This window comes from Pseudomonas sp. FG43, from assembly GCF_057809175.1.
On record NZ_JBMDJL010000016.1, the window covers coordinates 126105 to 148055 of the forward strand.

18 protein-coding genes are annotated in these 21951 nt (G+C 59.2%); 7 read left to right on the plus strand and 11 right to left on the minus strand.

Going from position 1 to position 21951, the window contains the following annotated elements:
- Positions 1-109: 109 nt before the first annotated feature.
- Together amaA and amaB are read right to left on the minus strand one after the other, a co-directional pair.
- Complete coding sequence (gene amaA, locus ACODS3_RS18650) at positions 110-1396, minus strand: L-pipecolate oxidase (protein WP_201019872.1); 1287 nt, start codon at positions 1394-1396, stop codon at positions 110-112.
- A gap of 59 nt (positions 1397-1455) precedes the next feature.
- Positions 1456-2946, minus strand: a complete 1491-nt coding sequence (gene amaB, locus ACODS3_RS18655) for an L-piperidine-6-carboxylate dehydrogenase (protein WP_489035700.1) — start codon at positions 2944-2946, stop codon at positions 1456-1458.
- Positions 2947-3091: 145 nt separating this feature from the next.
- Here amaB and ACODS3_RS18660 point away from each other — a divergent pair, with 145 nt between their 5' ends.
- The 4 genes from ACODS3_RS18660 (at position 3092) to ACODS3_RS18675 (ending at position 8571) form a co-directional block, all read left to right on the plus strand.
- The gene (locus tag ACODS3_RS18660; protein WP_201019874.1) at positions 3092-4003 is read left to right on the plus strand and encodes a LysR family transcriptional regulator; all 912 of its coding nucleotides are present in this window, start codon (positions 3092-3094) and stop codon (positions 4001-4003) included.
- 149 nt (positions 4004-4152) lie between these two features.
- Positions 4153-5403 (plus strand): 2-aminoadipate transaminase, encoded by a 1251-nt coding sequence (locus ACODS3_RS18665; protein WP_489035702.1) that lies wholly within the window; start codon positions 4153-4155, stop codon positions 5401-5403.
- A gap of 29 nt (positions 5404-5432) precedes the next feature.
- Positions 5433-6782, plus strand: a complete 1350-nt coding sequence (gene hglS / locus ACODS3_RS18670; protein WP_489035704.1) for a 2-oxoadipate dioxygenase/decarboxylase HglS — start codon at positions 5433-5435, stop codon at positions 6780-6782.
- Between the two features lie 460 nt (positions 6783-7242).
- Positions 7243-8571, plus strand: coding sequence for a DUF3100 domain-containing protein (locus tag ACODS3_RS18675; RefSeq protein WP_201004544.1), 1329 nt, complete (start codon positions 7243-7245; stop codon positions 8569-8571).
- A 48-nt stretch (positions 8572-8619) separates the two neighbouring features.
- Here ACODS3_RS18675 and ACODS3_RS18680 read toward each other — a convergent pair whose 3' ends face one another.
- On the minus strand, positions 8620-9537 hold the full coding sequence (locus ACODS3_RS18680) for a LysR substrate-binding domain-containing protein (RefSeq protein WP_201004546.1): 918 nt from the start codon (positions 9535-9537) through the stop codon (positions 8620-8622).
- Between the two features lie 126 nt (positions 9538-9663).
- On the opposite strand from ACODS3_RS18680, the gene ACODS3_RS18685 reads away from it, so the two are divergent.
- Entirely contained in the window at positions 9664-11040 is a 1377-nt protein-coding gene (locus ACODS3_RS18685) for an L-serine ammonia-lyase (protein WP_201019877.1), read from the plus strand.
- 77 nt (positions 11041-11117) lie between these two features.
- Here ACODS3_RS18685 and ACODS3_RS18690 read toward each other — a convergent pair whose 3' ends face one another.
- The 5 genes from ACODS3_RS18690 to epsC are packed head-to-tail and all read right to left on the minus strand — an operon-like array spanning position 11118 to position 16380.
- Positions 11118-12275, minus strand: coding sequence for a M20 aminoacylase family protein (locus ACODS3_RS18690; protein ID WP_201004550.1), 1158 nt, complete (start codon positions 12273-12275; stop codon positions 11118-11120).
- Positions 12276-12280: 5 nt separating this feature from the next.
- Entirely contained in the window at positions 12281-13798 is a 1518-nt protein-coding gene (locus ACODS3_RS18695) for an aldehyde dehydrogenase family protein (RefSeq protein WP_489035707.1), read from the minus strand.
- Between the two features lie 3 nt (positions 13799-13801).
- A complete protein-coding gene (locus ACODS3_RS18700) occupies positions 13802-14692 on the minus strand; it encodes an NAD(P)-dependent oxidoreductase (RefSeq protein ID WP_201004554.1) in 891 nt (296 codons plus the stop codon).
- A gap of 14 nt (positions 14693-14706) precedes the next feature.
- A complete protein-coding gene (locus ACODS3_RS18705; RefSeq protein ID WP_489035709.1) occupies positions 14707-15597 on the minus strand; it encodes a VOC family protein in 891 nt (296 codons plus the stop codon).
- Positions 15598-15618: 21 nt separating this feature from the next.
- Positions 15619-16380, minus strand: a complete 762-nt coding sequence (gene epsC / locus ACODS3_RS18710) for a serine O-acetyltransferase EpsC (RefSeq protein ID WP_201019880.1) — start codon at positions 16378-16380, stop codon at positions 15619-15621.
- 106 nt (positions 16381-16486) lie between these two features.
- Between epsC and ACODS3_RS18715 the strand changes: the two genes are divergently transcribed.
- Entirely contained in the window at positions 16487-17392 is a 906-nt protein-coding gene (locus tag ACODS3_RS18715; protein ID WP_304575161.1) for a LysR family transcriptional regulator, read from the plus strand.
- 14 nt (positions 17393-17406) lie between these two features.
- On the opposite strand, the gene ACODS3_RS18720 is transcribed toward ACODS3_RS18715, so the two are convergent.
- From ACODS3_RS18720 to ACODS3_RS18730, 3 genes are all read right to left on the minus strand, one after another.
- Positions 17407-18339, minus strand: a complete 933-nt coding sequence (locus ACODS3_RS18720) for a KpsF/GutQ family sugar-phosphate isomerase (RefSeq protein WP_489035711.1) — start codon at positions 18337-18339, stop codon at positions 17407-17409.
- 129 nt (positions 18340-18468) lie between these two features.
- Entirely contained in the window at positions 18469-19548 is a 1080-nt protein-coding gene (locus ACODS3_RS18725) for an aldo/keto reductase (RefSeq protein WP_489035713.1), read from the minus strand.
- A 70-nt stretch (positions 19549-19618) separates the two neighbouring features.
- Positions 19619-20791 (minus strand): aldo/keto reductase, encoded by a 1173-nt coding sequence (locus ACODS3_RS18730; RefSeq protein WP_201019883.1) that lies wholly within the window; start codon positions 20789-20791, stop codon positions 19619-19621.
- A 175-nt stretch (positions 20792-20966) separates the two neighbouring features.
- Between ACODS3_RS18730 and ACODS3_RS18735 the strand changes: the two genes are divergently transcribed.
- Positions 20967-21947, plus strand: coding sequence for an AraC family transcriptional regulator (locus tag ACODS3_RS18735; RefSeq protein ID WP_489035715.1), 981 nt, complete (start codon positions 20967-20969; stop codon positions 21945-21947).
- The last annotated feature ends 4 nt before the right edge of the window (positions 21948-21951 follow it).

Sequence of the window (21951 nt, forward strand, 5' to 3'; positions counted from 1 at the left end):
AGCCGGGCGAGTATGAAACTTGCCATTTGTATTTCCTTGAATCGATTTCGTACGGCAGCAGAAATTGAATGAAATTTATTGTTGTATGGCGTTTTATTCTTTTAAGAAATCAAAGTACGACGCGCAGGCATTGCCCGGCGTGATACAGCGTAAAACCCGCATCGTAAGCCAGGGTGCGCAATGAACTGCCCAGTACCGTCTTGCTCTTCGAGAAGCTGACTGGCAGGGCCTTGGCATCGTTGGTCAGCAGGTAATCGGCAAAGCATTTGCCCACCAATGTTCCGGTGGTGACACCCCGTCCATTGAAACCGGTCGCAGCCAGGAGGCCTGGGGCTGGCTCGAACAGACGCAGCAAATGGTCTGGCGTAAAGCCGATACGGCCCGTCCAGGTGCATTGCCACTCGACCTTGCCCAGTTGCGGAAAGTAGTGCTGCTGAATGCGGTCGGCCCACTGACGAATGAACCACAGCGGGTAATTGCCGGCATTACCCAGGCTACCCAGCAACAGACGCCCGTGTGCATCACGGCGAATGCTGCTCAATACCGTGCGCGTATCCCATGAGCCTTGCCCACCGCGCAGCACGCTTTCCTGCTCGGGGCCACTGAGCGGCAGCGAGGCCACCTGATAGTAGTAACCGGCAAAAATGTGATCCTTCACATCCGTCCATTCGCCCTCGGTGTAGGCATTGGAGGCGATGACGACCTTTTCGGCCCGCACGCTGCCCTTGTCGGTGGAGACTTTCCAGCCATCGTCCGTGCGTTGCAGCCCGGTTACTGGCGAGTCACCAAACAGCAAGCCGCCACGGGCAACCACATTGGTCGCCATGCCCGAGGCATAAGCCATGGGGTTGACGGTCCCGGCCCGATGATCCAGCAGCGCCCCGGAGATCTTGTCGGTGCCGCAGGCGTCTTCGCAGGTCTGGCCGGTCAAAAGCTCGACATTGGCACCACGACGCTGCCACTGCTCGGCACGGCTGCGCAGGTCAGCCAGCCCTTTGGCGTTGTGCGCCATATGCAAGGTGCCAGTGCGGGTTTCCTGACAGTCGATGTTGTACTTGTCGATGGTGGAGAACACCAGGGCCGGCGCAGCACCCAATGCGCCATTGAGGCGATTGGCTTCAGCGCTGCCCAGAACTTTTTCCAGCTCGTCCGGCGCAACCCAGGTCCCGGCGTTGACCAGCCCCACGTTGCGCCCCGAGCCGCCGTGGCCCACTTGATGGGCTTCCACGATACAAACGGACTTGCCACCTTCCAGCAATTGAAGGGCGGCGGACAGACCGGTAAAACCGGCCCCGATCACGCAAACGTCGGCGGATAGCTCACCGGTCAACGGCGGGTAGCTCGGCCGTTGCGGCGTCAGTTGTTCCCACAGGCACCCTTGACGAAATTGCGTCATTGCAGAACTCCAGCCTCATGAAGTTTCAGGCTCGCCGGGCGAGCCTGATGCCCTGTCTGTCAGTCGAAAACAATCCCTTGAGCCAGCGGCAGCTCGCGGGAATAGTTGACGGTATTGGTCTGACGACGCATGTAGGCCTTCCAGGAGTCGGAGCCGGATTCACGCCCGCCACCGGTTTCCTTCTCGCCACCAAATGCGCCGCCGATTTCGGCACCGCTGGTGCCGATGTTGACGTTGGCAATGCCGCAGTCGCTGCCGGCAGCACTCTGGAAAGTCTCGGCCTCACGAATGTCGGTGGTGAAGATGCAAGACGACAGGCCTTGTGGCACTTCGTTGTTCAGGCGCAGCGCTTGCTCGAACTCGTCGTAAGTCAGCACGTAGAGAATCGGCGCAAAGGTTTCGTGACGCACCACATCACTCTGGGCCGGCATCTCGACGATCGCCGGGGTCACGTAGTAGCCATTCGGATATTTGTCCTGCAACTGGCGCTCGCCGCCGAATACCTGGCCGCCCTCATCACGGGCCTTACTCAGTGCATCCTGCATGGCCGCAAAAGCCTGCTTGTCGATCAACGGACCGATCAGGTTGCCTTCACGCGGGTCGCCGACACGGACCTTGCCGTAGGCCGCTTTCACGCGGGCAACCACTTCGTCCTTGATGGAGCGATGCACGATCAGACGGCGCAGCGTGGTGCAGCGCTGGCCAGCAGTGCCCACCGCACTGAACAGAATGCCGCGCACGGCCAGATCCAGATCGGCACTCGGGGCCAGGATCATGGCGTTGTTGCCGCCCAGTTCCAGAATGCTGCGACCGAAACGAGCCGCGACACGCGGGCCTACTTCACGGCCCATGCGGGTGCTGCCGGTGGCGCTCACCAACGCGACACGCGGGTCATCGACCAGCGCCTCGCCAGCCTCACGATCGCCGATGATCAGTTGTGCCAGACCTTCAGGCGCATCACCGAAGATTTTCAGGGCCTTTTCAAACAGGGCCTGGCTGGCCAGAGCGGTCAGCGGGGTTTTCTCCGAAGGCTTCCAGATCACAGGGTTACCGCAGACCAGCGCCAGCGTGGTGTTCCAGGCACAGACCGCTACCGGGAAGTTAAAGGCGCTGATGACACCGACCACGCCCAGTGGATGCCAGGTTTCACGCATGTGATGGCCAGGACGCTCGGAGGCGATGGTCAAACCGTACAGCTGGCGGGAAAGGCCGACGGCGAAGTCGCAGATGTCGATCATTTCCTGCACTTCACCCAGGCCTTCCTGAGTGATCTTGCCGGCCTCGATGGACACCAGTTCGCCCAGCTCGGCTTTATGTTCGCGCAGCACTTCACCAAAGATACGCACCAGCTCACCACGGCGTGGAGCCGGTACAGTGCGCCACTTCAGAAACGCACTCTGGGCACTGTCGATGCGCGCCACGACCTGCGCCTTGCCTTCCAGGCTGACGGAGGCAATCTGGCTGCCATCGATAGGGGTGTAGACGGGGTAGCCCCCTTCTGTGTATGCATTTTTCGCTACGCCCAGGCTTGCTAACAAATTGGCAACCACATTGATTCTCCTGCAAATGACACTGGTTGAAATCATTGATGTGGATCAGTATTGATCCGCAACAGTCCTTGTCACAAACGACCATTTAGAAAAACATGATTCCGTTTTGGAATGAACCACCCCGCACGTCAACAGGTAACCGGTAATGTCCAAGCGTTTGATGCCCTCAACGACCGCCTTGCAGTGTTTTGAAGCCTCGGCCCGTCACTTGAACTTCACTCGTGCAGCCCAGGAACTGAACCTCACCCAAAGCGCCGTGAGCAAGCAGGTCGCGCAACTGGAAGAGATGCTCTGCCACCCGTTGTTCCAGCGTATCCGCCGTCGTCTGCACCTGACTCCGGCAGGCGAGTTGTACATGGCCGAGGTGAGCAAGATCCTCATTCAGGTCGACATGTCGAGCCGCTACATCCTGACCTATGGCGGCGAGACAGAGGTACTGAAAATCGCCACCCAGCCGACGTTCGGCGACCGCTGGCTGGTGCCGAACCTGAAGGGCTTCGGCAGCCAGAACCCCGGCATTCACCTGGATATCCGCAGCGAGCTGGAACCCTTCGATCTGGTCAGGGCCAAGGCCGATGTGGCGTTCTTTTTCGGTCAGGGCACCTGGCCCGGAGCCACTTGCATCGAGCTGTTCAAGGAGGAAATGGTGCCGGTGTGCGCGCCGGACCTGCTGGCCAGCAACGGCATCCCGAGTGCCCAGGCCTTGACCGGCCATACCCTGCTGCAATGCACCTCGCGTCCCGAGGCCTGGCATGAATGGTTTCTGGAGCAGAACCTGCATTCGCAAAGCAGCTATCACGGCCCGCGTTTCGACACTTTTTACATGTGCATTCGTGCCGCTCAGGCCGGTTGCGGCATTGCCTTGATCCCGCGCTATCTGGTCAACGAAGAACTGGCCGAAGGCAAGCTGGTGATTGCCTGGGACCACCCGATGCAGAGCGATGGCTCGCACTTTCTGGCTCATGCCGAACATGCGGCGCAAGTGCCTAAGGTCAAGGCGTTCGTGGAGTGGATCAAACAGCGGGTAAAAGCCCGACATTCAGAATTATTGGAATGACACGGCGATTTTATTTCGTTTGCGGGGCATGTCCGTTGTTCGTTTAGATAGACGCAACGTTCAACACAGCAGGATGCCCCCATGTCTTTGCGTATGCCACCGAACACCGTCCATAGAACCCGCCGTGATTGGTTGCCGGAGCGTTTCCAGTGAGCAACGAAAATATCAGCGCGTCCATTTCATTCGTTCACCCTGTCACCCTTTCCCACGGCAAGAACGCCGAAGTCTGGGACACGAACGGCAAGCGTTATATCGACTTTGTCGGCGGCATTGGCGTGCTGAACCTGGGCCACTGCAACCCGCTGGTGGTCAAGGCCATTCAGGAACAGGCCGAAAAGCTCACCCACTACGCCTTCAACGCCACGCCCCATGATCCGTACATTCAGTTCATGAACACGCTTGAGCGGTTTGTGCCGGTCAGCTATCCCTTCAGCGGCATGCTCACCAACAGTGGCGCCGAGGCGGCGGAAAACGCCTTGAAGATCGTGCGCAGTGCCACCGGTCGTACGGCGGTCATTGCCTTCGATGGCGCCTTTCATGGCCGTACCCTGGCGACCCTGAACCTCAACGGCAAGGTCGCGCCCTACAAACAGCGTATCGGCGTACTGCCCGGCACCGTTTATCACATCCCCTTTCCGAGCAAGGATACGGGCGTCACCACCGCCGAAGCGCTGAAGGCCATGGAGCGTCTGTTCAGTGTCGAACTCGATGTCAGCGACGTGGCCTGCTTTATCTTTGAAGCGGTTCAGGGCGAAGGTGGCTTCCTGACCATGGAGCCCGAGTTCGCTCAGGCGCTGCGCGCGTTCTGCGATGACAAGGGCATTGTGTTGATTGCCGACGAGATCCAGTCCGGCTTCGGTCGCACCGGACAGCGCTTCGCGTTCAGCCGCCTGGGGATCGAGCCGGACCTGATTCTGCTCGGCAAAAGCATCGCAGGCGGCATACCGCTGGGCGCAGTGGTGGGCCGCAAGCAGTTGCTCGACACCCTGCCCAAAGGCGGCCTGGGCGGCACCTATTCCGGCAACCCCATCGCCTGCGCGGCCGGGCTGGCGTCGCTGGCGCAAATGAGCGACGAAAACCTGTCTCGCTGGGGCGAAACACAGGAAAACATCATCCTCAGCCGCTACCGTTCCTGGCAGGAGCAAAAGCTGTCGCCTTACCTGGGCAGGCTGACCGGCGTCGGCGCCATGCGTGGCATTGAACTGATCACCCCCGAAGGCGCACCGGGCACCCAGCAACTGGCGCAACTGCTGCAACTGGCCAGAGATGCCGGGTTGTTGCTGATGCCGAGCGGCAAGTCACGGCACATCATTCGCCTGCTGGCACCCTTGACCATCGAGCCGGAAGTCTTGAATGAAGGGCTGGATATTTTCGAGCGCTGCCTGGCTGACCTCGACTGAACTGGAATTTGTGCGGAGAAACGATCCAGATGAGCACTGCAACCTTTGCAAACCGTGATGACATTCGAGCCAGCTTTTCCCGCGCCATGTCGCAGATGTACAAGACCGAAGTCCCGCTCTACGGCACCTTGATGGAGCTGGTTTCCGAGGTTAACGACGGAGTCATGACCCATCAGCCCAGAGTTCTGGAGAGCCTGAAGCAGACGGGCGAAATCCAGCGCCTGGACATGGAGCGCCATGGCGCCATTCGTGTCGGTACGGCACTGGAACTGGCAACCCTCGCCCGCCTGTTCGCGGTCATGGGCATGGAGCCTGTGGGCTATTACGACCTGACGCCTGCCGGTGTGCCGGTTCACTCCACCGCGTTTCGGGCGGTACATGAGCAGTCGTTGCAAGTCAGCCCGTTCCGCGTGTTCACCTCGCTGCTGCGCCTTGAGCTGATCGAAAACGATAAGCTGCGCACCTTTGCCGCCGAGGTTCTGGCCCAGCGGATGATCTTCACACCCAGAGCATTGGCGCTGATTGAAAAGCACGAACAGCAAGGCGGCCTGAACGAGTCGGACGCGAGCGAATTCGTACAAGAGGCGCTGGAAACCTTCCGCTGGCACAACACCGCGACGGTTTCGCTACAGGACTACAAACAGCTCAATGCCCAGCATCGCCTGATTGCCGACGTCGTCGCCTTCAGAGGCCCGCATATCAACCACCTCACCCCGCGCACGCTGGATATCGATGCCGTTCAGGCTGGCATGCCTGGCAAAGGCATCACACCCAAAGCCGTGGTGGAAGGCCCGCCCCGTCGCCAATGCCCGATTCTGCTGCGCCAGACCAGCTTCAAGGCACTGGAAGAAGCCATCACTTTCAGCGGCGAGTCCGGCAGCCATTCGGCCCGCTTCGGTGAAATAGAACAGCGCGGCGCAGCACTGACACCCAAAGGCCGGGCACTCTACGACCAGTTGCTGAATGCGGCCCGCGATGAACTGGGCGAATTCCCCAACGAAGCCAACTCGGTGCGTTATGCCCGATTGCTGGAGAAAACCTTCCAGGCTTTCCCCGACAGTTATCAGGAAATGCGCGAACAGGATCTGGCCTACTTCCGTTACTTCCCCACCGGAAAAGGCCCCATCCCACAGAGCGGTGATCTGGAGCAGTTGATAAAGGGCGGTCACATTCGCTACGAGCCACTGGTGTATGAAGACTTTCTGCCGGTCAGCGCGGCGGGTATCTTCCAGTCCAACCTGGGTGACGACTCACAGTCGCATTACGCGACCAGCTCCAATCAGGACGAATTCCAGAAAGCCTTGGGGCGTCAGACCATCAATGAATTGAAGCTGTATGCCGATACCCAGCGCCGGTCTCTGGAGGCACTGGGGCTGTAACTTCCATACGCCGAGGTGTAGTAACAATTAAGGCACAAACGAAACGTGTGGGAGGCAGCTTGCTGGCGAAAAGGCCTGAAAACTGACAGATCTTCTGCGTCTGTATGAAGTCGCCAGCAAGCTGCCTCCCACAAAGTGATTTATGACCTTAACTGATCGGCATTCCCCCCGCCTGGGCATCCTGAAAACCCTACTTTCTGTGTTCACTTTAAGGCAACGATAAATAAAGTTCGCAATATTGGTGTGCAGCATGCTGCTCTGCATACTCGCACCCAAAGGTTCACAGCAGCCTGGGCCGATATCACTCCGCGGCCTTACAAGAATATTCAGCCCCACAAGGGCTTCCATGGGCTCCATGGACTTTTAAAGCTGCCCCGGGCGCCACAACGCGCCCACCTGAAAAGCACAACAACGATTGATAAGGCCTCTTAAAGGTCATTCAGCAGGCAAGGGGATCATCATGCAACACTCACAGGCCGCAGTGACGGGCGACAAGCAGGCTGTCTCAGCCACTGTAAAACTGTATACCTGGGCCGCGATAATCCTTATCGCCGCCGAGCTGATCGGTGCCATCAGCATCCCTCTCGGTCCTGGCAAAGTCGTCTTGCTGCCCATGGTCTGGGCACTGGTGCTGGGTGCGGTGATCGGTATCGCCAGCCGCCGGATGCCAGGCACCATCGGTGTCGATCACGCCACACAATTGCGCTCGGCCTCCATCCTGCAACCCGCCCTGCTGATCTTTATCGCCAAGCTTGGTCTGGTGGTCGGCGGTTCGCTGCCTGTGGTCTTCGCCTCTGGCTGGGCGTTGCTGTTCCAGGAGTTCGGCCATTTCGTCGGTACGGTGATCCTCGGTCTGCCTGTCGCGCTGATGCTGGGGATCAAACGTGAAGCCATCGGAGCAACCTTCTCCGTCGGCCGTGAGCCGAGCCTGGCAATCATCGGTGAACGCTATGGCATGGATTCTCCGGAAGGTCGCGGCGTACTGGCCGAATACCTGACCGGTACTCTGTTCGGCGCCCTGTTCATTGCCATCGTGGCCGGCTTCATCACCAGCCTCGGCATCTTCCACCCCAACTCTCTGGCCATGGGCTCGGGTATTGGTTCAGGCAGTATGATGGCCGCAGCAGCCGGTGCAATCGCCGCGCAGCAGACGCCGGAAGTCGCCAAGGAAGTCATGACGCTGGCGGCAGCCTCCAACCTGATCACCACCACCATCGGCACTTACTTCACCCTGTTTATCTCCTTGCCGCTGGCGGTCTGGGGCTACAGAGTGCTGGAGCCGCTGATCGGCCGTACCACCAAGGCCTCCATCACCAGCGAAAACATCAGCAGCAAGGACGTCTCTCTGGAAGTCCCCGAACTGAGCTGGGCCGGTAAGGTCAGTGCGTGGCTGGCAGCAGGTGCGCTGGCGCTGATCGCCAACTATGTCGGTTACAAGACCCTGTCCACCGATGCCCTGACCGGCATGGGCATCATGATCTTCTGTGCCTTTGCGGGTGAAGTGCTGTGCAACCTGCTGCGCCGCAAGATCCCGGCCGTGTGCATGGTGTCGCTGGTGGCGATGTTCCTGACCTCGCCTGCCTGCCCGTTCGCAGCGGAAATCTCCAGGCTGACCAGCTCGATCAACATGCTCGCCGTGATTACCCCCATGCTGACCTTCGCCGGTCTGTCGATTGCCAAGGACCTGCCGGCTTTCCGCCGCCTGGGCTGGAGGATCGTGCTGGTATCGTTCCTCGCCAACTTCGGCACTTTCATCGGCGCAGTACTGATCGCTGAAATGTTCCATTGATCTCTGCTGAGCGGATATGAAAAGGGCGCGTCGATTGACGCGCCCTTTTCATTTGTCCTGTGTCGCTTCGCTGACCAGCCAGTCGTGCACCGCACGGCGGGACGGCGTACTCAACGCCCCCTCACGATAAGCCAGTACGTACTTTTTCTTGGCCTTGATCGGATGCCCGAAAGGCACGATCAGCGAGCCCTGCTCCAATTCGTCGGTAATCAGCGTCTTGCGGGCAATGGCCACGCCCATGCCCATTCTTGCAGCATCGATGGTCAGGTGATTGCGGTTGAAGGTATGGCCGCGCCGTACATCGATCCCGGCCGCACCGATGGCCGCCAGGTAAAACTCCCACTCGGCGTATTCATAGCTGCCACGCCAGGCCGTGATGTCGTGGAGCAGCGGGAAGTGTACCAACTGGCTCGGAGTATCCAGAGGCGGCTTGCCTTCCAGCAGCGCTGGCGAGCACACAGGGAATAACTCTTCTTCCAGCAAGGGCGTGGTCATCAACCCCGGATAGCTGCCGTCGTTGAGATCGATGGCCAGGTCGAAGTCGTCATCTCGCAGCGAACCGCTGCTGTCTTCGGCAATGATCCGCAACTGGATATCGGGAAAGGCTTCCTGCAGACGCGGCAGCCTTGGCATCAGCCATTTGCCGAGAAACGAAGGGATGCAACGCAGCTTGAACACGCCGCCGATCCGCCCGGAATGCAGCAGGCGCAGTTCATCGCTGATACGGCTCTGCACTTCATTGGCCACCAGCGCCAGCCGCTGCCCTTCGGCGGTCAGTTCAAGCCCGCGCCCGACCCGATGAAACAGGGCAAAGCCCAGACGCTCTTCGAGCTGACGCATCTGCTGGCTGATGGCACCGGGCGTTACATGCAGCTCTTCGGCACAACGGGTGAAGGAAAGGTGCCTGGCCGCACAGGCGAACACTTGTAACCAGGCGTGCATCTGCGCATTGAAAATTCTGCTCATTGAAGAGTTCCGCTAAAGCGTTGCATAGGAACAATCGTTTGTCGTTTGGAGGCCCCGAGCCAACTATGAGAGCCATGAACAGGGAGCCCATGACTCCCATGGAAACTCATTTGCAGGACCTCCGTGATGGCTATTAGCGTCTTCGACATGTTCAAAATCGGCATTGGCCCTTCCAGTTCGCACACCGTAGGACCGATGCGGGCCGGGGCGCTGTTTGTGACTGATCTACGCAACCGCAACCAGTTGCATAGCGTAGAACGGATCGAAGTGCGATTGTACGGTTCTCTTTCGGCAACCGGCATAGGTCATGGCAGCGATCGTGCCACTGTCATGGGTTTACTCGGCGAATGGCCGGACCGGATCGACCCGAGCCAGGTCAATCAACGCATCGACGCCCTGCTGGAAAACGGTCTGTTGCTGCTGGCTGGCGAGCGGGAAATCAAGTTCCTCTGGCAGCGCGACATGTGCCTGCTGGACGAAAGCCTGCCTTATCACCCCAACGGCATGACGCTGTGCGCTTATGGCGCGACCGGCGAGCTGTACGAGCAGACTTACTATTCGGTCGGTGGCGGCTTTGTGATCGACGCCGCGCAAGCTGCCAGTGGCGTGCTGGACAACGATGACACGGTCCTGCCTTATGACTTTTCCAGCGGCGCCGAATTGCTCAAGCTGTGCAAGACCCATGGCCTGAGTATTTCCGGCCTGATGATGGCCAACGAAAAGGCCTGGCGTAGCGAAGAGGAGATCCGCGAGAAGATTCTGGTCATCTGGGAAGCGATGCGTGATTGCGTCAACAAAGGCCTGAACGAAACCGGGATTCTGCCCGGCGGCCTGAAAGTCCGTCGTCGTGCCCACCGCCTGCATCAGAACCTGCAGAACCTCGACAACCCCAACGTGATCGGCTCGACCCTCAGCGCCATGGAGTGGGTCAACCTTTTCGCGCTGGCTGTCAACGAAGAAAACGCCGCCGGTGGCCGCATGGTGACTGCACCCACCAATGGCGCAGCGGGTATCGTGCCTGCGGTGCTGCATTACTTCATGAAGTTCAACCCGGCAGCCAATGAAGACGACGTGGTGCGTTTCTTCCTCAGCGCCGCTGCCGTGGGCATTCTGTGCAAGAAAAACGCATCCATCTCGGGCGCGGAAGTGGGCTGCCAGGGGGAAGTCGGATCCGCCTGCGCCATGGCCGCAGCCGGCCTTGCCGAGATTATCGGAGCGTCACCCGAGCAAGTGGAAAACGCCGCGGAAATCGGCCTGGAGCACAACCTTGGCCTGACCTGCGACCCGGTGGGCGGGCTGGTGCAAGTCCCTTGCATCGAGCGCAACGCCATTGCCGCCGTCAAGGCAATCAATGCCGCGCAAATGGCACTGCGCGGTGATGGCGAGCACTTCATTTCACTGGATCACGCCATCCGCACCATGCGCGATACCGGTGCCGACATGCACGACAAGTACAAGGAAACCTCACGGGGCGGGCTGGCGGTGAATCTGGTGGAATGCTGATTGCTATAGTCGCAGCCAAGGCCCCTCCCACTGAAATTGTGGGAGGGGCCTTGGCCGCGACAGATACATGAAAATAATCAACTCACCGGCAAACACTGCTCCACCAACGCCGTCCATACCGCAACGCCAGGCTCGATCACCTGATCGTTGAAGTCGTAATACGGGTTATGCAGTGCGGCTGAAGGTTTCTCCCCGTCCACGCCCAGCCAGACATAAGCGCCCGGGCAGGCATGCAGCATGAAAGCGAAGTCTTCGGACGCCATCGATGGATTGCAGCCCCATTGCACATTGGCTTCGCCCACCGCCGCAACAGCCGCCCGGCGAATCGTGGCCGCTGCTTCGACATGGTTCTCGGTGACCGGGTAACCGACGTTATAGACCAGCTCGCCACGCACTCCGAAAGCCACCGGCAAACGCTCGACGAATTCGCCGATCAGTTGCTGGACCTTGGCCCGCACCGGCGTCTGCAAGCAACGCACCGTACCGCGCAACACGGCTGTTTCCGGGATGACGTTGATCGCTTCACCGGCATTGAACTGGGTGATGCTGACCACCGCAGAATCCAGCGGCGAAAGACGCCGCGACACGATGGTTTGCAGGCCCAATACCAGTTCGGCAGCCGCCACGATCGGGTCTGTGCCCTTGTCCGGCATGGCAGCATGGCTGCCTTTACCGGTCAGGGTGATCTCGAAAGTATCCAGCGAAGCCATCATCGGACCAGGATTGATCACGACATTACCTGCCGGAACGCCCGGCCAGTTATGCAGCCCGTAGATCGCATCCATCGGGAACTGCTCGAACAGGCCGTCCTCGATCATGCGCTGGGCGCCACCCAGGTTCTCTTCGGCTGGCTGGAAGACAAAATGTACCGTGCCACGGAATTTGCGGGTTTCGGACAGGTGACGGGCAGTCGCCAGCAGAATCGCGGTGTGGCCATCGTGACCGCAGGCATGCATGCAGCCTTTGTGTACCGACTTGTGCGCGGTGTCACCCAGTTCCTGGATCGGCAGCGCGTCCATGTCGGCACGAATGCCGATGACCGGGCCGTCGCCGTTACGCAGGGTTCCGACAACACCCGTGCCGCCGAGGCCGCGATGGACCTCGACGCCGAAGCTGGTCAACAGACGAGCCACTTTATCGGAGGTTTGCAGCTCCTGGAAACCCAGCTCGGGGGCCGCGTGGATGGTGCGGCGCCAGACCGTGGCCTGATCGATCAGGGCTTTGGAAATTTTCATCACTGTTACTCCAGACTCGCGCCATAACCAAAGCTTGCGGCAGGCTTGGCGGCGGTTTCAACCCAGACACTTTTCACTTCGCTGTACTCACGCAGCGCATCGAGGCCCGAGGAACGGCCATAACCGCTTTCACCGTAACCACCGAACGGCGAGCTGACGTGAATGGTCTTGTAGCCGTTGACCCAGAAGGTCCCGGCGCGCACCTGTTTGGCAACGCGATGAGCACGGCCGACATCACGAGTCCAGACGCCACCGGCCAGGCCGAAGCGGCTGTCGTTGGCGATGCGGATGGCGTCTTCTTCGTCCTTGAACGGAATCGCCACGACCACCGGCCCGAAGATTTCTTCCTGGGCGCAATACAGGTCGTTGGTGCCAGCCAGTACCGTCGGATTGACGTAGTAACCCGGTTTGCTCGGGATCGGGTCAGCATCTTTGCCAACCAGCTTCGCGCCGTCTTTCAGTGCGCCTTCGACCATGGTTTTCACATGGTTGTATTGCTTGGCGTTATTGATCGGGCCGATCTGGGTTTCAGGATCGCTCGGGTCGCCGACCTTGAACTGCGTGGCGGCCACGGCCAGGGCATTGGTGAATTTTTCAAAGATCGATTCCTGCACCAGCAGGCGCGAACCGGATACACAGCTTTGCCCGGCACCGGAAAAAATCGCTGCCTGAGCGCCGCGCAAGGCGACTTCCAGGTCGGCATCTTCAAACACGATATTGGCCGACTTGCCACCCAATTCCAGCACTGCCGGAATGCAACGCTGAGCAGCGGCAACGGCGATATGGCGACCGGTTGCAGGCGAGCCCACGAACACCACCTTGCGAATATCGGCCTTGGCGATGAAGGCTTGGCCAATGGAGTGACCGAAGCCGGCGATGACGTTGACCAGACCTTTCGGCACTCCGGCACGCTCGATCAGCACGCCGATCATCAGCGAGCTGAGGGGCGTCAGTTCGGACGGTTTGAGAATGACCGCGTTACCGGCAGCAATCGCAGGCGCGATCTGCCAGCCGCAGGTGAAAATCGGCGCGTTCCAGGGTGTGATCTGCAATACGGTGCCCAGCGGCTCGTAGGTCACGTAGTTCAGGTGCGTGGTCGGAACCGGAATGATCTCGCCATGCAGCTTGTCAGCCCAGCCGGCGTAGTACTCGAACATCTCGGCCACTTTGAGCACTTCGACACGAGCATCGCGAATCGGCTTGTTGGCGGTCAGGGATTCGATCTGCGCCAGGTTTTCCTGCTCTTCGCGAATCAGCGAACCGATCTGGTACATGGCTCGGCCACGGGCCTGAGCGGTCAGTGCCCACCATTGAGCCTGAGCGGTCTTTGCGGCCTTGTCGGCCAGTTCGACCAGAGATTCATCGGCATCGGGGAAGGTCAGCAACACGCTGCCGTCATGGGCATTACGCACTTCTACCGGAGCACCGTGGCCTTCGACGAATTCGCCGCCGACGTAGCTGGCAATGACACTGCGATCGCCCCAGTAAGGACGCAGCAGATCAAGGATTTTTGCAGTGCTCATCGGTTACTCTCCACGGCCATAAAGTTGGGCATCGGTACGCTGCACGATTGCGCAGAAGTCTTCGTTATCTGCCAGGGTTTCGCTGCTGGCTTTCCACAGTTGTGCGACCACACGTGACAGCGGCAGCTCCATGTCCAGGCTGTCCGCCAGATCACTGGCAAGGCCGACATCCTTGCGCATCAGGCCCATGGTGAAACCGGAATCGTAGGCCTTGTTGAGCACCCAGGTCGGGAACATGACTTGTGTAGCGCCGCTGCGGCCAGAACCGGCGTTGAGGCCTTGCAGCAGTTTTTCCGGATCGACACCGGCCCTGGCCGCCATGGCAACCGCTTCGGCGGTGCTGATCAGGTGACAGGCTGCCAGCATGTTGTTGGCGATCTTGGCGACGTTGCCAGCACCACATTGCCCAACGTGAACGCGGGTGCCGCTCATACCTTCAAGCACCGGCATGACACGAGCCAGGTCATCGTCCTGAGCACCGATCACCATGGACATGGTGCCGGTCGCTGCGCCTTTCGGGCCGCCGGAAACCGGGGCATCGATAAAGGCCACGCCGGTTTTCAACAGTTCGGCAGCCACCTTGCGGCTCATTTCCGGGGTTGAGGTGGTGGTGTCGACGACAACCAGCCCCTTGCGCCCGAACTCGATGATACCGCCCTCACCCAGGCAGACCGACTCGACATGCTCGGCCTTGGGCAGCGACAGGATCAGGATGTCCGACGCCTGAATCAGTTGCTTGCGATCGGCAACCGGCTTCACGCCTTTGCTTTCGGCTTGCGCCAGTGCGGCCTGAGACAGGTCGAAACCGCTCACATCAAAGCCTTTGCCCGCCAGAGTGGCAGCCATGCCGCCGCCCATGTTGCCCAGTCCGATCACACCTACTTTCAAAGTCATGTTCCGTATCTCGGTTAAAGGTTTTGTACAAATTCAAGAATGACGTTGCCGGCCGCTTCGGGCTGAACCATGACGCGGCCCGGCACTTGTTCGTGAGGTACGCCGTTGTGTTCGAGGATGAAGCGCACCGTGTCCAGGCTTTTGGTATGCAGGCCGATGGCAATGGCGTGAGCGCGCTCGCTCGCAACGTGGGGCAGCCTGACGCCGGGGTATTGAGTGGCTGCGGTGGCGGCATCCATGGCTCGCAGGAGGCCGCAACGGGTGTCGGCTTGCAGCACGTTGCCGATGTAGGTAACGGCATCGCCGTACAGGGCTTTCCAGCGTGGCTCCAGCTCTGCCGGATCAGCCAGGTAGGTCACGCTGAAAATCCCGTCCACGCCATTGCAGTGGTTCTGCCAGCCCGGCACCCAGATCAGTTCGGGGCGGTGCTGATGGCAGATGAAATTCGAGGCATCGGGCAGCGCCGGGTCGATGAACAAGCCCAGGGATACAACCGCTTCATCAGGACGACCGTCAGGCAACGTCATGCTGCGACGGAAATCAATCCGGCCCTGACTGAGCAAGCCCGCTTCGACCAGACGAGCGTGATCGGCGTCGGCATCCTTGCTGTGCAAGGCCACCAGCGAAACGCCCTCTTCACCACGATCCAGAAACTCACCTAGCTGGCGGCCGAAGCAGAAGCCGTTGACCGAATTGGTACCGAACTTCTCGGGATCATCGATGCCGATCAGTTCAATGAAGTTGCTTTCGAACATCATCAGCGAGGTCACGCTGCCCCATGGGTGATAACTGACCGGGGACGGCATGAAGCCCATTTTCCGATAGAGTTGCAGCACATGTGCATGGTCACGCACCGTGACCAGTGGATGATCGATACCTTGGGGAAACTGAGCGACTGCTGCCATATTCGAACTATCCCTGAGTCTTTATTGTGATTTTGTCGTGAAGGTAGCGAGTGAAGCGGGTGCATTACCGACGGGTCTGGCAGGCGTGCCTGCCACTACTACGCCTGCGGGCACGGGTTTGAGCACAACGGAATTGGCGGCCACGATGGCGCGCTCACCTACTTCGATATTGCCCAGCACGGTCGCACCGGCACAGATCAGCGCACCGCGACGGACTTTGGGGTGACGATCACCGGCTTCGCTGAGCGTGCTGCCCAAGGTGACGCCATGCCAGAGGCTGACTTCATCCTCGACCACAGCAGTCTCACCAATCACCAGCCCGATGCCATGATCAACGAACAGGGATTTGCCGAGCCGGGCAGCGGGATGAATATCGATGCTCCAGGCGCTGGCTGCCCAGTTCTGCAGCAGCACGGCACTTTGAATGTCGCCGTCGTTCCAGAGCGAGTGGGCAATGCGATAGGCCTGCACGGCCTGGATACCGCGAAAGGTCAGAAATGCAGTCAGATGATCGGGGCAGGCAGGATTGACGATAACCAGATGATTGATGTCGGCAGCCGCTGCTTCGGCGATGGCCGGATTGGACCGCAGGATGGCCGTGAACCAGCTCTGCAGGTCGGCATCAGGCACTTTGTCCTGTAGCTGGTGGGCCAGATTGGCTGCCAGCGCAGACTCGAAGGACGAATGCGCCAGAATCCGGTCATGTGCATGCAGAGCAAGTACCGGATTACGTTCACCAAGCTGTTGCGCCTGTTGGCGCAGACTCTGCCAAAGAGCTGTCATAAGCCCTCCCGTTTGCTGATGTATCGAGTATGGACAGCGCTCACCCCTATCAGCAATAATCCAAAAATTGAATTTATGTTGCCTTTACCGCAACACAGGTAAAATCATGAGCCTCGTTCAGGATCGACGGATTCTTTATTTCTTTGAAGCAGTGCGCCTGGGCAGTGTCCGGGCTGCCGCTGACTTCCTGAACGTCGCGCCTTCTGCCGTCAGCCGCCAGATCGCCCAACTGGAACAGGAGCTGGGCTCACCGCTGCTGGAAAGGCATCGCCGGGGCGTCAAACCTACCGAAGCGGGCGACAAGGTGCTGGCGTATTACCGGCAACGGCTCACCCAGCAGGAAGTCCTGCTTGAATCCATTCAGGCCTTGCGCGGGTTGCACAGTGGCTCGGTGACGCTGGTTTCGGGAGAAGGTTTTCTTGAAAGCCTGGCGCAGCCGCTGGCAAAGTTCTCGTTGCTCTATCCCAAGATAGAACTGATCGTGAACGTCTGCGGCAGTAATGAAGTGATTCGCCAGGTGGTGGAGGATGAAGCGCATATCGGCCTGGTATTCAATCCGGCCGCAGATCCGAAAATCCGCTCCCACGCTCATCAGAGACAGCCCGTCTGCGTGGTGACCGGCCCGAATCATCCACTGGCCCAGGAGAAAGGCCCACTCGAACTCAAGGGCCTTGATCGTTATCAGTTGGCCCTGCCGGGCGTGTCCTACGGCATCCGCCAGATTCTTCTGGAGGCCGAGCATCAACTGGGCGTGTCAGTGAAACCCGTACTGACGTGCAATACCTTTGCGATGCTCAAGCACTTCGCCATGCATGGCGGAGTCACGATGCTGCCCACCTTCGTGATCGAAGAGGAAATGAAAGCCGGAAAACTGCTGGCCCTGCCGTTGCAGCACGAAGTATTCAGCAGCCCCCAGACTCATCTGATCAGCCGCCTGGGCCGTCAGCTCAGTGTCGGCGCCAGCCGGCTCATGACGCTGCTCTTGCAGGAAATGACAGCGTTCAAGAACTGAGGCTGGCCTGAGTATCAGTCGAAGATCTCGACCACTCCCACTACGGCATTTTTATCGTCGATAACGGCCAGGGCACGGATCTTGTTTTCGATCATGCAGGCTTCGGCTTCGGACAACTGCGCATCTGCCTTGATGGTCCGCGGGCTGGATGTCATGAAGCTGGCCACGTTTTCACCCAGCACACCCTGATTCTCAAGCAATGCGCGACGCAGGTCGCCGTCAGTGACAATCCCGACCAGAGCGCCCTCTTCCACCACCAATGCCAGCCCCAGGCGGCTTTGGGTCATCATCAGCAGACAATCGTGAAAGCTGGTCGCAGGGCTTACCAGCGGAGCAGGCGAATGCATGACATCGCTGACGCGGGTCAGCAGCTTGCGGCCCAGGCTTCCACCGGGGTGGTAGCGGGCGAAATCCATCGGCTTGAATTGCAGGGCTTCGATCAAGGCTACTGCCAGTGCATCGCCCATGGCCATGGTCGCCAGAGTCGAGGTTGTAGGGGCCAGGTTGTTTGGGCACACCTCGCGGTCGACCGAGATATCCAGCCAGATGTCTGCATGCCTGGCCAACGTGGATTTACCGTTGCCCGTCATTGCAATGATCTGGTTGCCAAAAGACTTGAGGCTCGGGATCAGCTTGACCACTTCCTCGGTCTCGCCGCTGTAGCTGATCAGAATCAGAACATCGACAGGCTTGAGCATACCCAGGTCGCCATGAAAGGCTTCGGCCGGATGCAGGAAGAAACTCGGCGTGCCGGTGGAGGCGAAGGTGGCAACCATCTTCTTGCCGATCAGGCCGGATTTGCCCATGCCACAGACGGCTGCACGCCCTTTGCAACCGAGGATGAGTTCAACGGCTCGCTGAAACTCTCCATCCAGACGGTCTGCCAACTGACTGATAGCCTGGGCCTGAGCAATAAGGGCTTCTTTGGCAATGGGCAGGTGATTCATGATTCGGCTTGCGTCCGTAAGGCAATAAACAGGGGCGGCGATTCTTATGGGTTTTGGGGCGTTTGGCAAACGCTGTATGTATCGCGCCCCATGATCCCCACAAAGTACAGCCGCCCTTATCTCCTGGCCTTAACCGTCGCTCAAACGAGTGCGCAACGCGCCTTGAGCCCGCGCAATGATTCCCGGATAACGCTTGCCGGGATAAGGAGCCATTTTGGCCAGGTCACCAAACCCAGGAAGCCCTTCGACATGCCGCACCATTCGCTCGCGCAGGGCCTTGTCGGGTAGCTCGCCATACATCGCCAAGGCATTCTCGCGAGCATGCTCGGGATTGCTGGTTGCCGGCAATGCACAGGTCACTGCCGGGTGCGAGATGACCCACTTGAGGAAATAATGCGACCAGCTACGAATGCCGGCTTCGCGTGCAAAAGCCGGTACTTCTTGCCCCTCAACCAGCTTGAACAGACGCGCTTTCTCGAATGGCATATTGGTGAGTACCGCCACGCCCTTGTCGGCAGCAGCGGGCAACACTCGCTGTTCGGCTGCGCGGTTGAAAATCGAATATTGCACCTGAACGAAATCCAGCCCGCCTTTCTCCACCCATCCTTGCAGCGCCTGTAGATAGTCGTTCAGGTAATGGGTGACGCCGGTGTAGCGAATCAACCCTTCCTTCTTCCAGGCATTCAGATACGGCGCGATAACCTCGACATTCACCAGACTATGGCATTGCATCAGATCGATACGCTTTCGCCATAGGCGGCTTTCCGACTGTCTCAGACTGGCCAGTGCATGGCTTTCATCAGCCAGAAAGTCCCCCGTCGACCAGATTTTGTTGGCGATGAAAAGCTGCTCACCGATCCCCAGTGCCGTGGCGTAATCCCCCACACTGACTTCCCCGGTGCCATACAGCGGCGAGGTATCAATGGCGCGCACGCCCTGCTCCCAGGATGCCTGCAACACTTGACGGACAAACTCGCGTGGCTCACCTGCAATAACGTCAAACGTCAGGAAGGTGCCCAGCCCGATGGCGGGTAAAACCTCTCCGGTACTGGGTATGCGACGGGTAATCAAACCACGGGGCAAGGCCGCAGCAGGCACGGCGGCACTGGCCAGTGATGACGGCAGCAATGTTCCCGCCAGCGAGGCAGCGGCACCGACGCCAAGCAACTTCAGTGCGTCACGACGATAGATGGGGGCGATGTCTCGCATGGGGCCTCTCCAGATTTAATAAACACAACACAGTGAATGGCGGAGCATCGGCGCGCAGATCATGTTCGCGTCAGGTCGGAACCGGGGCATGCCCGGCGATAAGGCGTTCATGCTTGAGCTCGGCCCAGAAGTCAGCCGGGATGGCGACCTTCATGGACTGGGCATTGCTGGCGATCTGTCCCGGCACGCGGGAGCCAGGCACGATGGCCGACACCAGCGGGTGTGCGGCAGCAAACTGCAATGCAGCAGTGCGCATGTCGATGCCATGACGATCGGCTATAGCAGCCAGCCTGGCGCGGCGCTCGACAGCAAGCGGCGGCAATTCAGTCGAAAAGTTGAAACGCCGACCGCCTCCAAGGAAACCGTCATTGAGCGGAGTCCCCATCACCACGCTGGTGCCTTTTTTGGCCAACGCTGGCAGTGTCCGGTCAAGCGCCTGCTCGTGATCGATAATCGAATACTGGCAAGCCAGCAAGACGATGTCCGGCGTAGGGTCGTCATGCTCCACGGCGCGAACGGCTGCATCAGGCCGGTTGATTCCGAATCCCCAGGCTTTGATCAGGCCCTCTTCGCGCATTTTTTCCAGTTCCCGCATGGCTCCACTGCGGGCAACCCGATAGGCCTCCTCCCAGCCGCCTTGCAACTCAGTGTTGTCGGGCGACAGATCATGGATGAAAACCACGTCGATACGCGCAAGACCAAGCCTTTGCAGGCTGTCCTCGACAGAACGTCTGGCTCCGGCTGCCGTGTAGTCATAGCGGTATTCAAAAGGTGCGGGAGAGGTCCAGATCGAGCTATCGCCAACGGGCTTGCCAGCCGCCTTGAACACGCGCCCGACCTTGGTGGAAACAACATAGTCATCCGGGTTCCGGTTATGCAGGAAACGCCCGAGGCGATATTCGCTGAGGCCAAATCCATAGAAAGGTGATGTATCGAACAGTCGCACGCCGGAATCCCAGGCCGACTGCAAGACGGCTGCGGCCTGTTCATCGCTGATGGGGGCGAAAATGTTACCGATTTGCGTCCCGCCCATGCCAAAGCGGTAAGGGGTCATGTAACGAAGGTTATGCCGGGCCGGGTTTGAAGGCAGCCCCGTACGTACCACATTGCCCCGAGTAGGCAGCACACTGCCGCGTTCGCCAAATGGCACGCTGGCCAAGGCCTGGGCATTACCAGTCATGGGCAACAATGTGGCCGCAAGTGCCCCGCCTGCCGACAGCCTGAGAAAATCACGCCGATCCATCACAGATTCCTTGCTCAATTTCGTGGGTAACAACAGGAAGAGCCTCAAGATAGACGAGCACTTTTGAGAGGAGTGATCACAATCCGATACTCTTTTTGCACAATCCTGCCGACACACTTGAGCGGATGACATCTTCTACGCACACTGCAATCTTCGTCTTTGCAGGGTTACGTTCATGAATCAATCGTTGGCGTTATCTGCCCTCAGTCCCGGTCGGGAAGGCGATGGTCTGAAGCGGCTTACCTCGCGGTTGCTGGCCCATACTGCCGGTAGAGAGGCTAATCACAGTGCCATTCACGGCCTGACCTTCTATCGCATGGAGGCGCCGGGGTTACCGACCTATTGCGTCTACGAACCCTGTATGGCGCTGATTGTTCAGGGCACCAAGCACACGGTATTCGGCAATGAAGAGTTGTTGTCCGTGCCAGGCGACTTTTTCGTCACCTCGATTGATATTCCCACCACCGCAAAAGTCATAGAGGCCACTGCCGAGCGTCCTTACCTCTCATTGGTATTGAAACTCGATATGGCGATTCTTCACGATGTTGTCCAGAGCATGCCTGTGATCGATAGCAGCGCTACTCCGACTCGCTGCTACGCTGCCGGGCAAGCATCGGAGGAGTTGATTGATGTGTTCAACCGGCTGGTGGGATTACTGGATCGACCTCAGGAAATTCCGCTCATGGCAGAACTGGTCAAGCGAGAAGTCTGCCTCCGGCTGCTCCTCAGCGAAGCGGGAGACTGGTTACGCTGGATAGTACGAGAAGGGTATCGTTCACGCGGAATCGTGAGGGTCATCGACTGGCTCAAACGTAACTATGCCAAGCCTTTGCGCATTGCCGAACTCGCAGAAATTGCAGGCATGGCTGGCTCGACCCTGCACCATAACTTCCGCCAGCTCACTGGCACCAGTCCATTGCAATATCAGAAGACTCTGCGTCTGCATGCTGCGCGCAGCCTGATGCTCACGGAACGACTGGACGCCAATACCGCGGCATTGCGTGTCGGGTATGAAAGCGTTTCGCAATTCAGTCGTGAGTACGCACGCCGCTTCGGAGCGCCACCCTCGCGTGATATTCGCCAGACACGGACTTCAGTCCCGACGAATGAGCAGGAGCGAATTCATTCGCGAGACGGGCGGCCTCTTCCCGGATAAATCC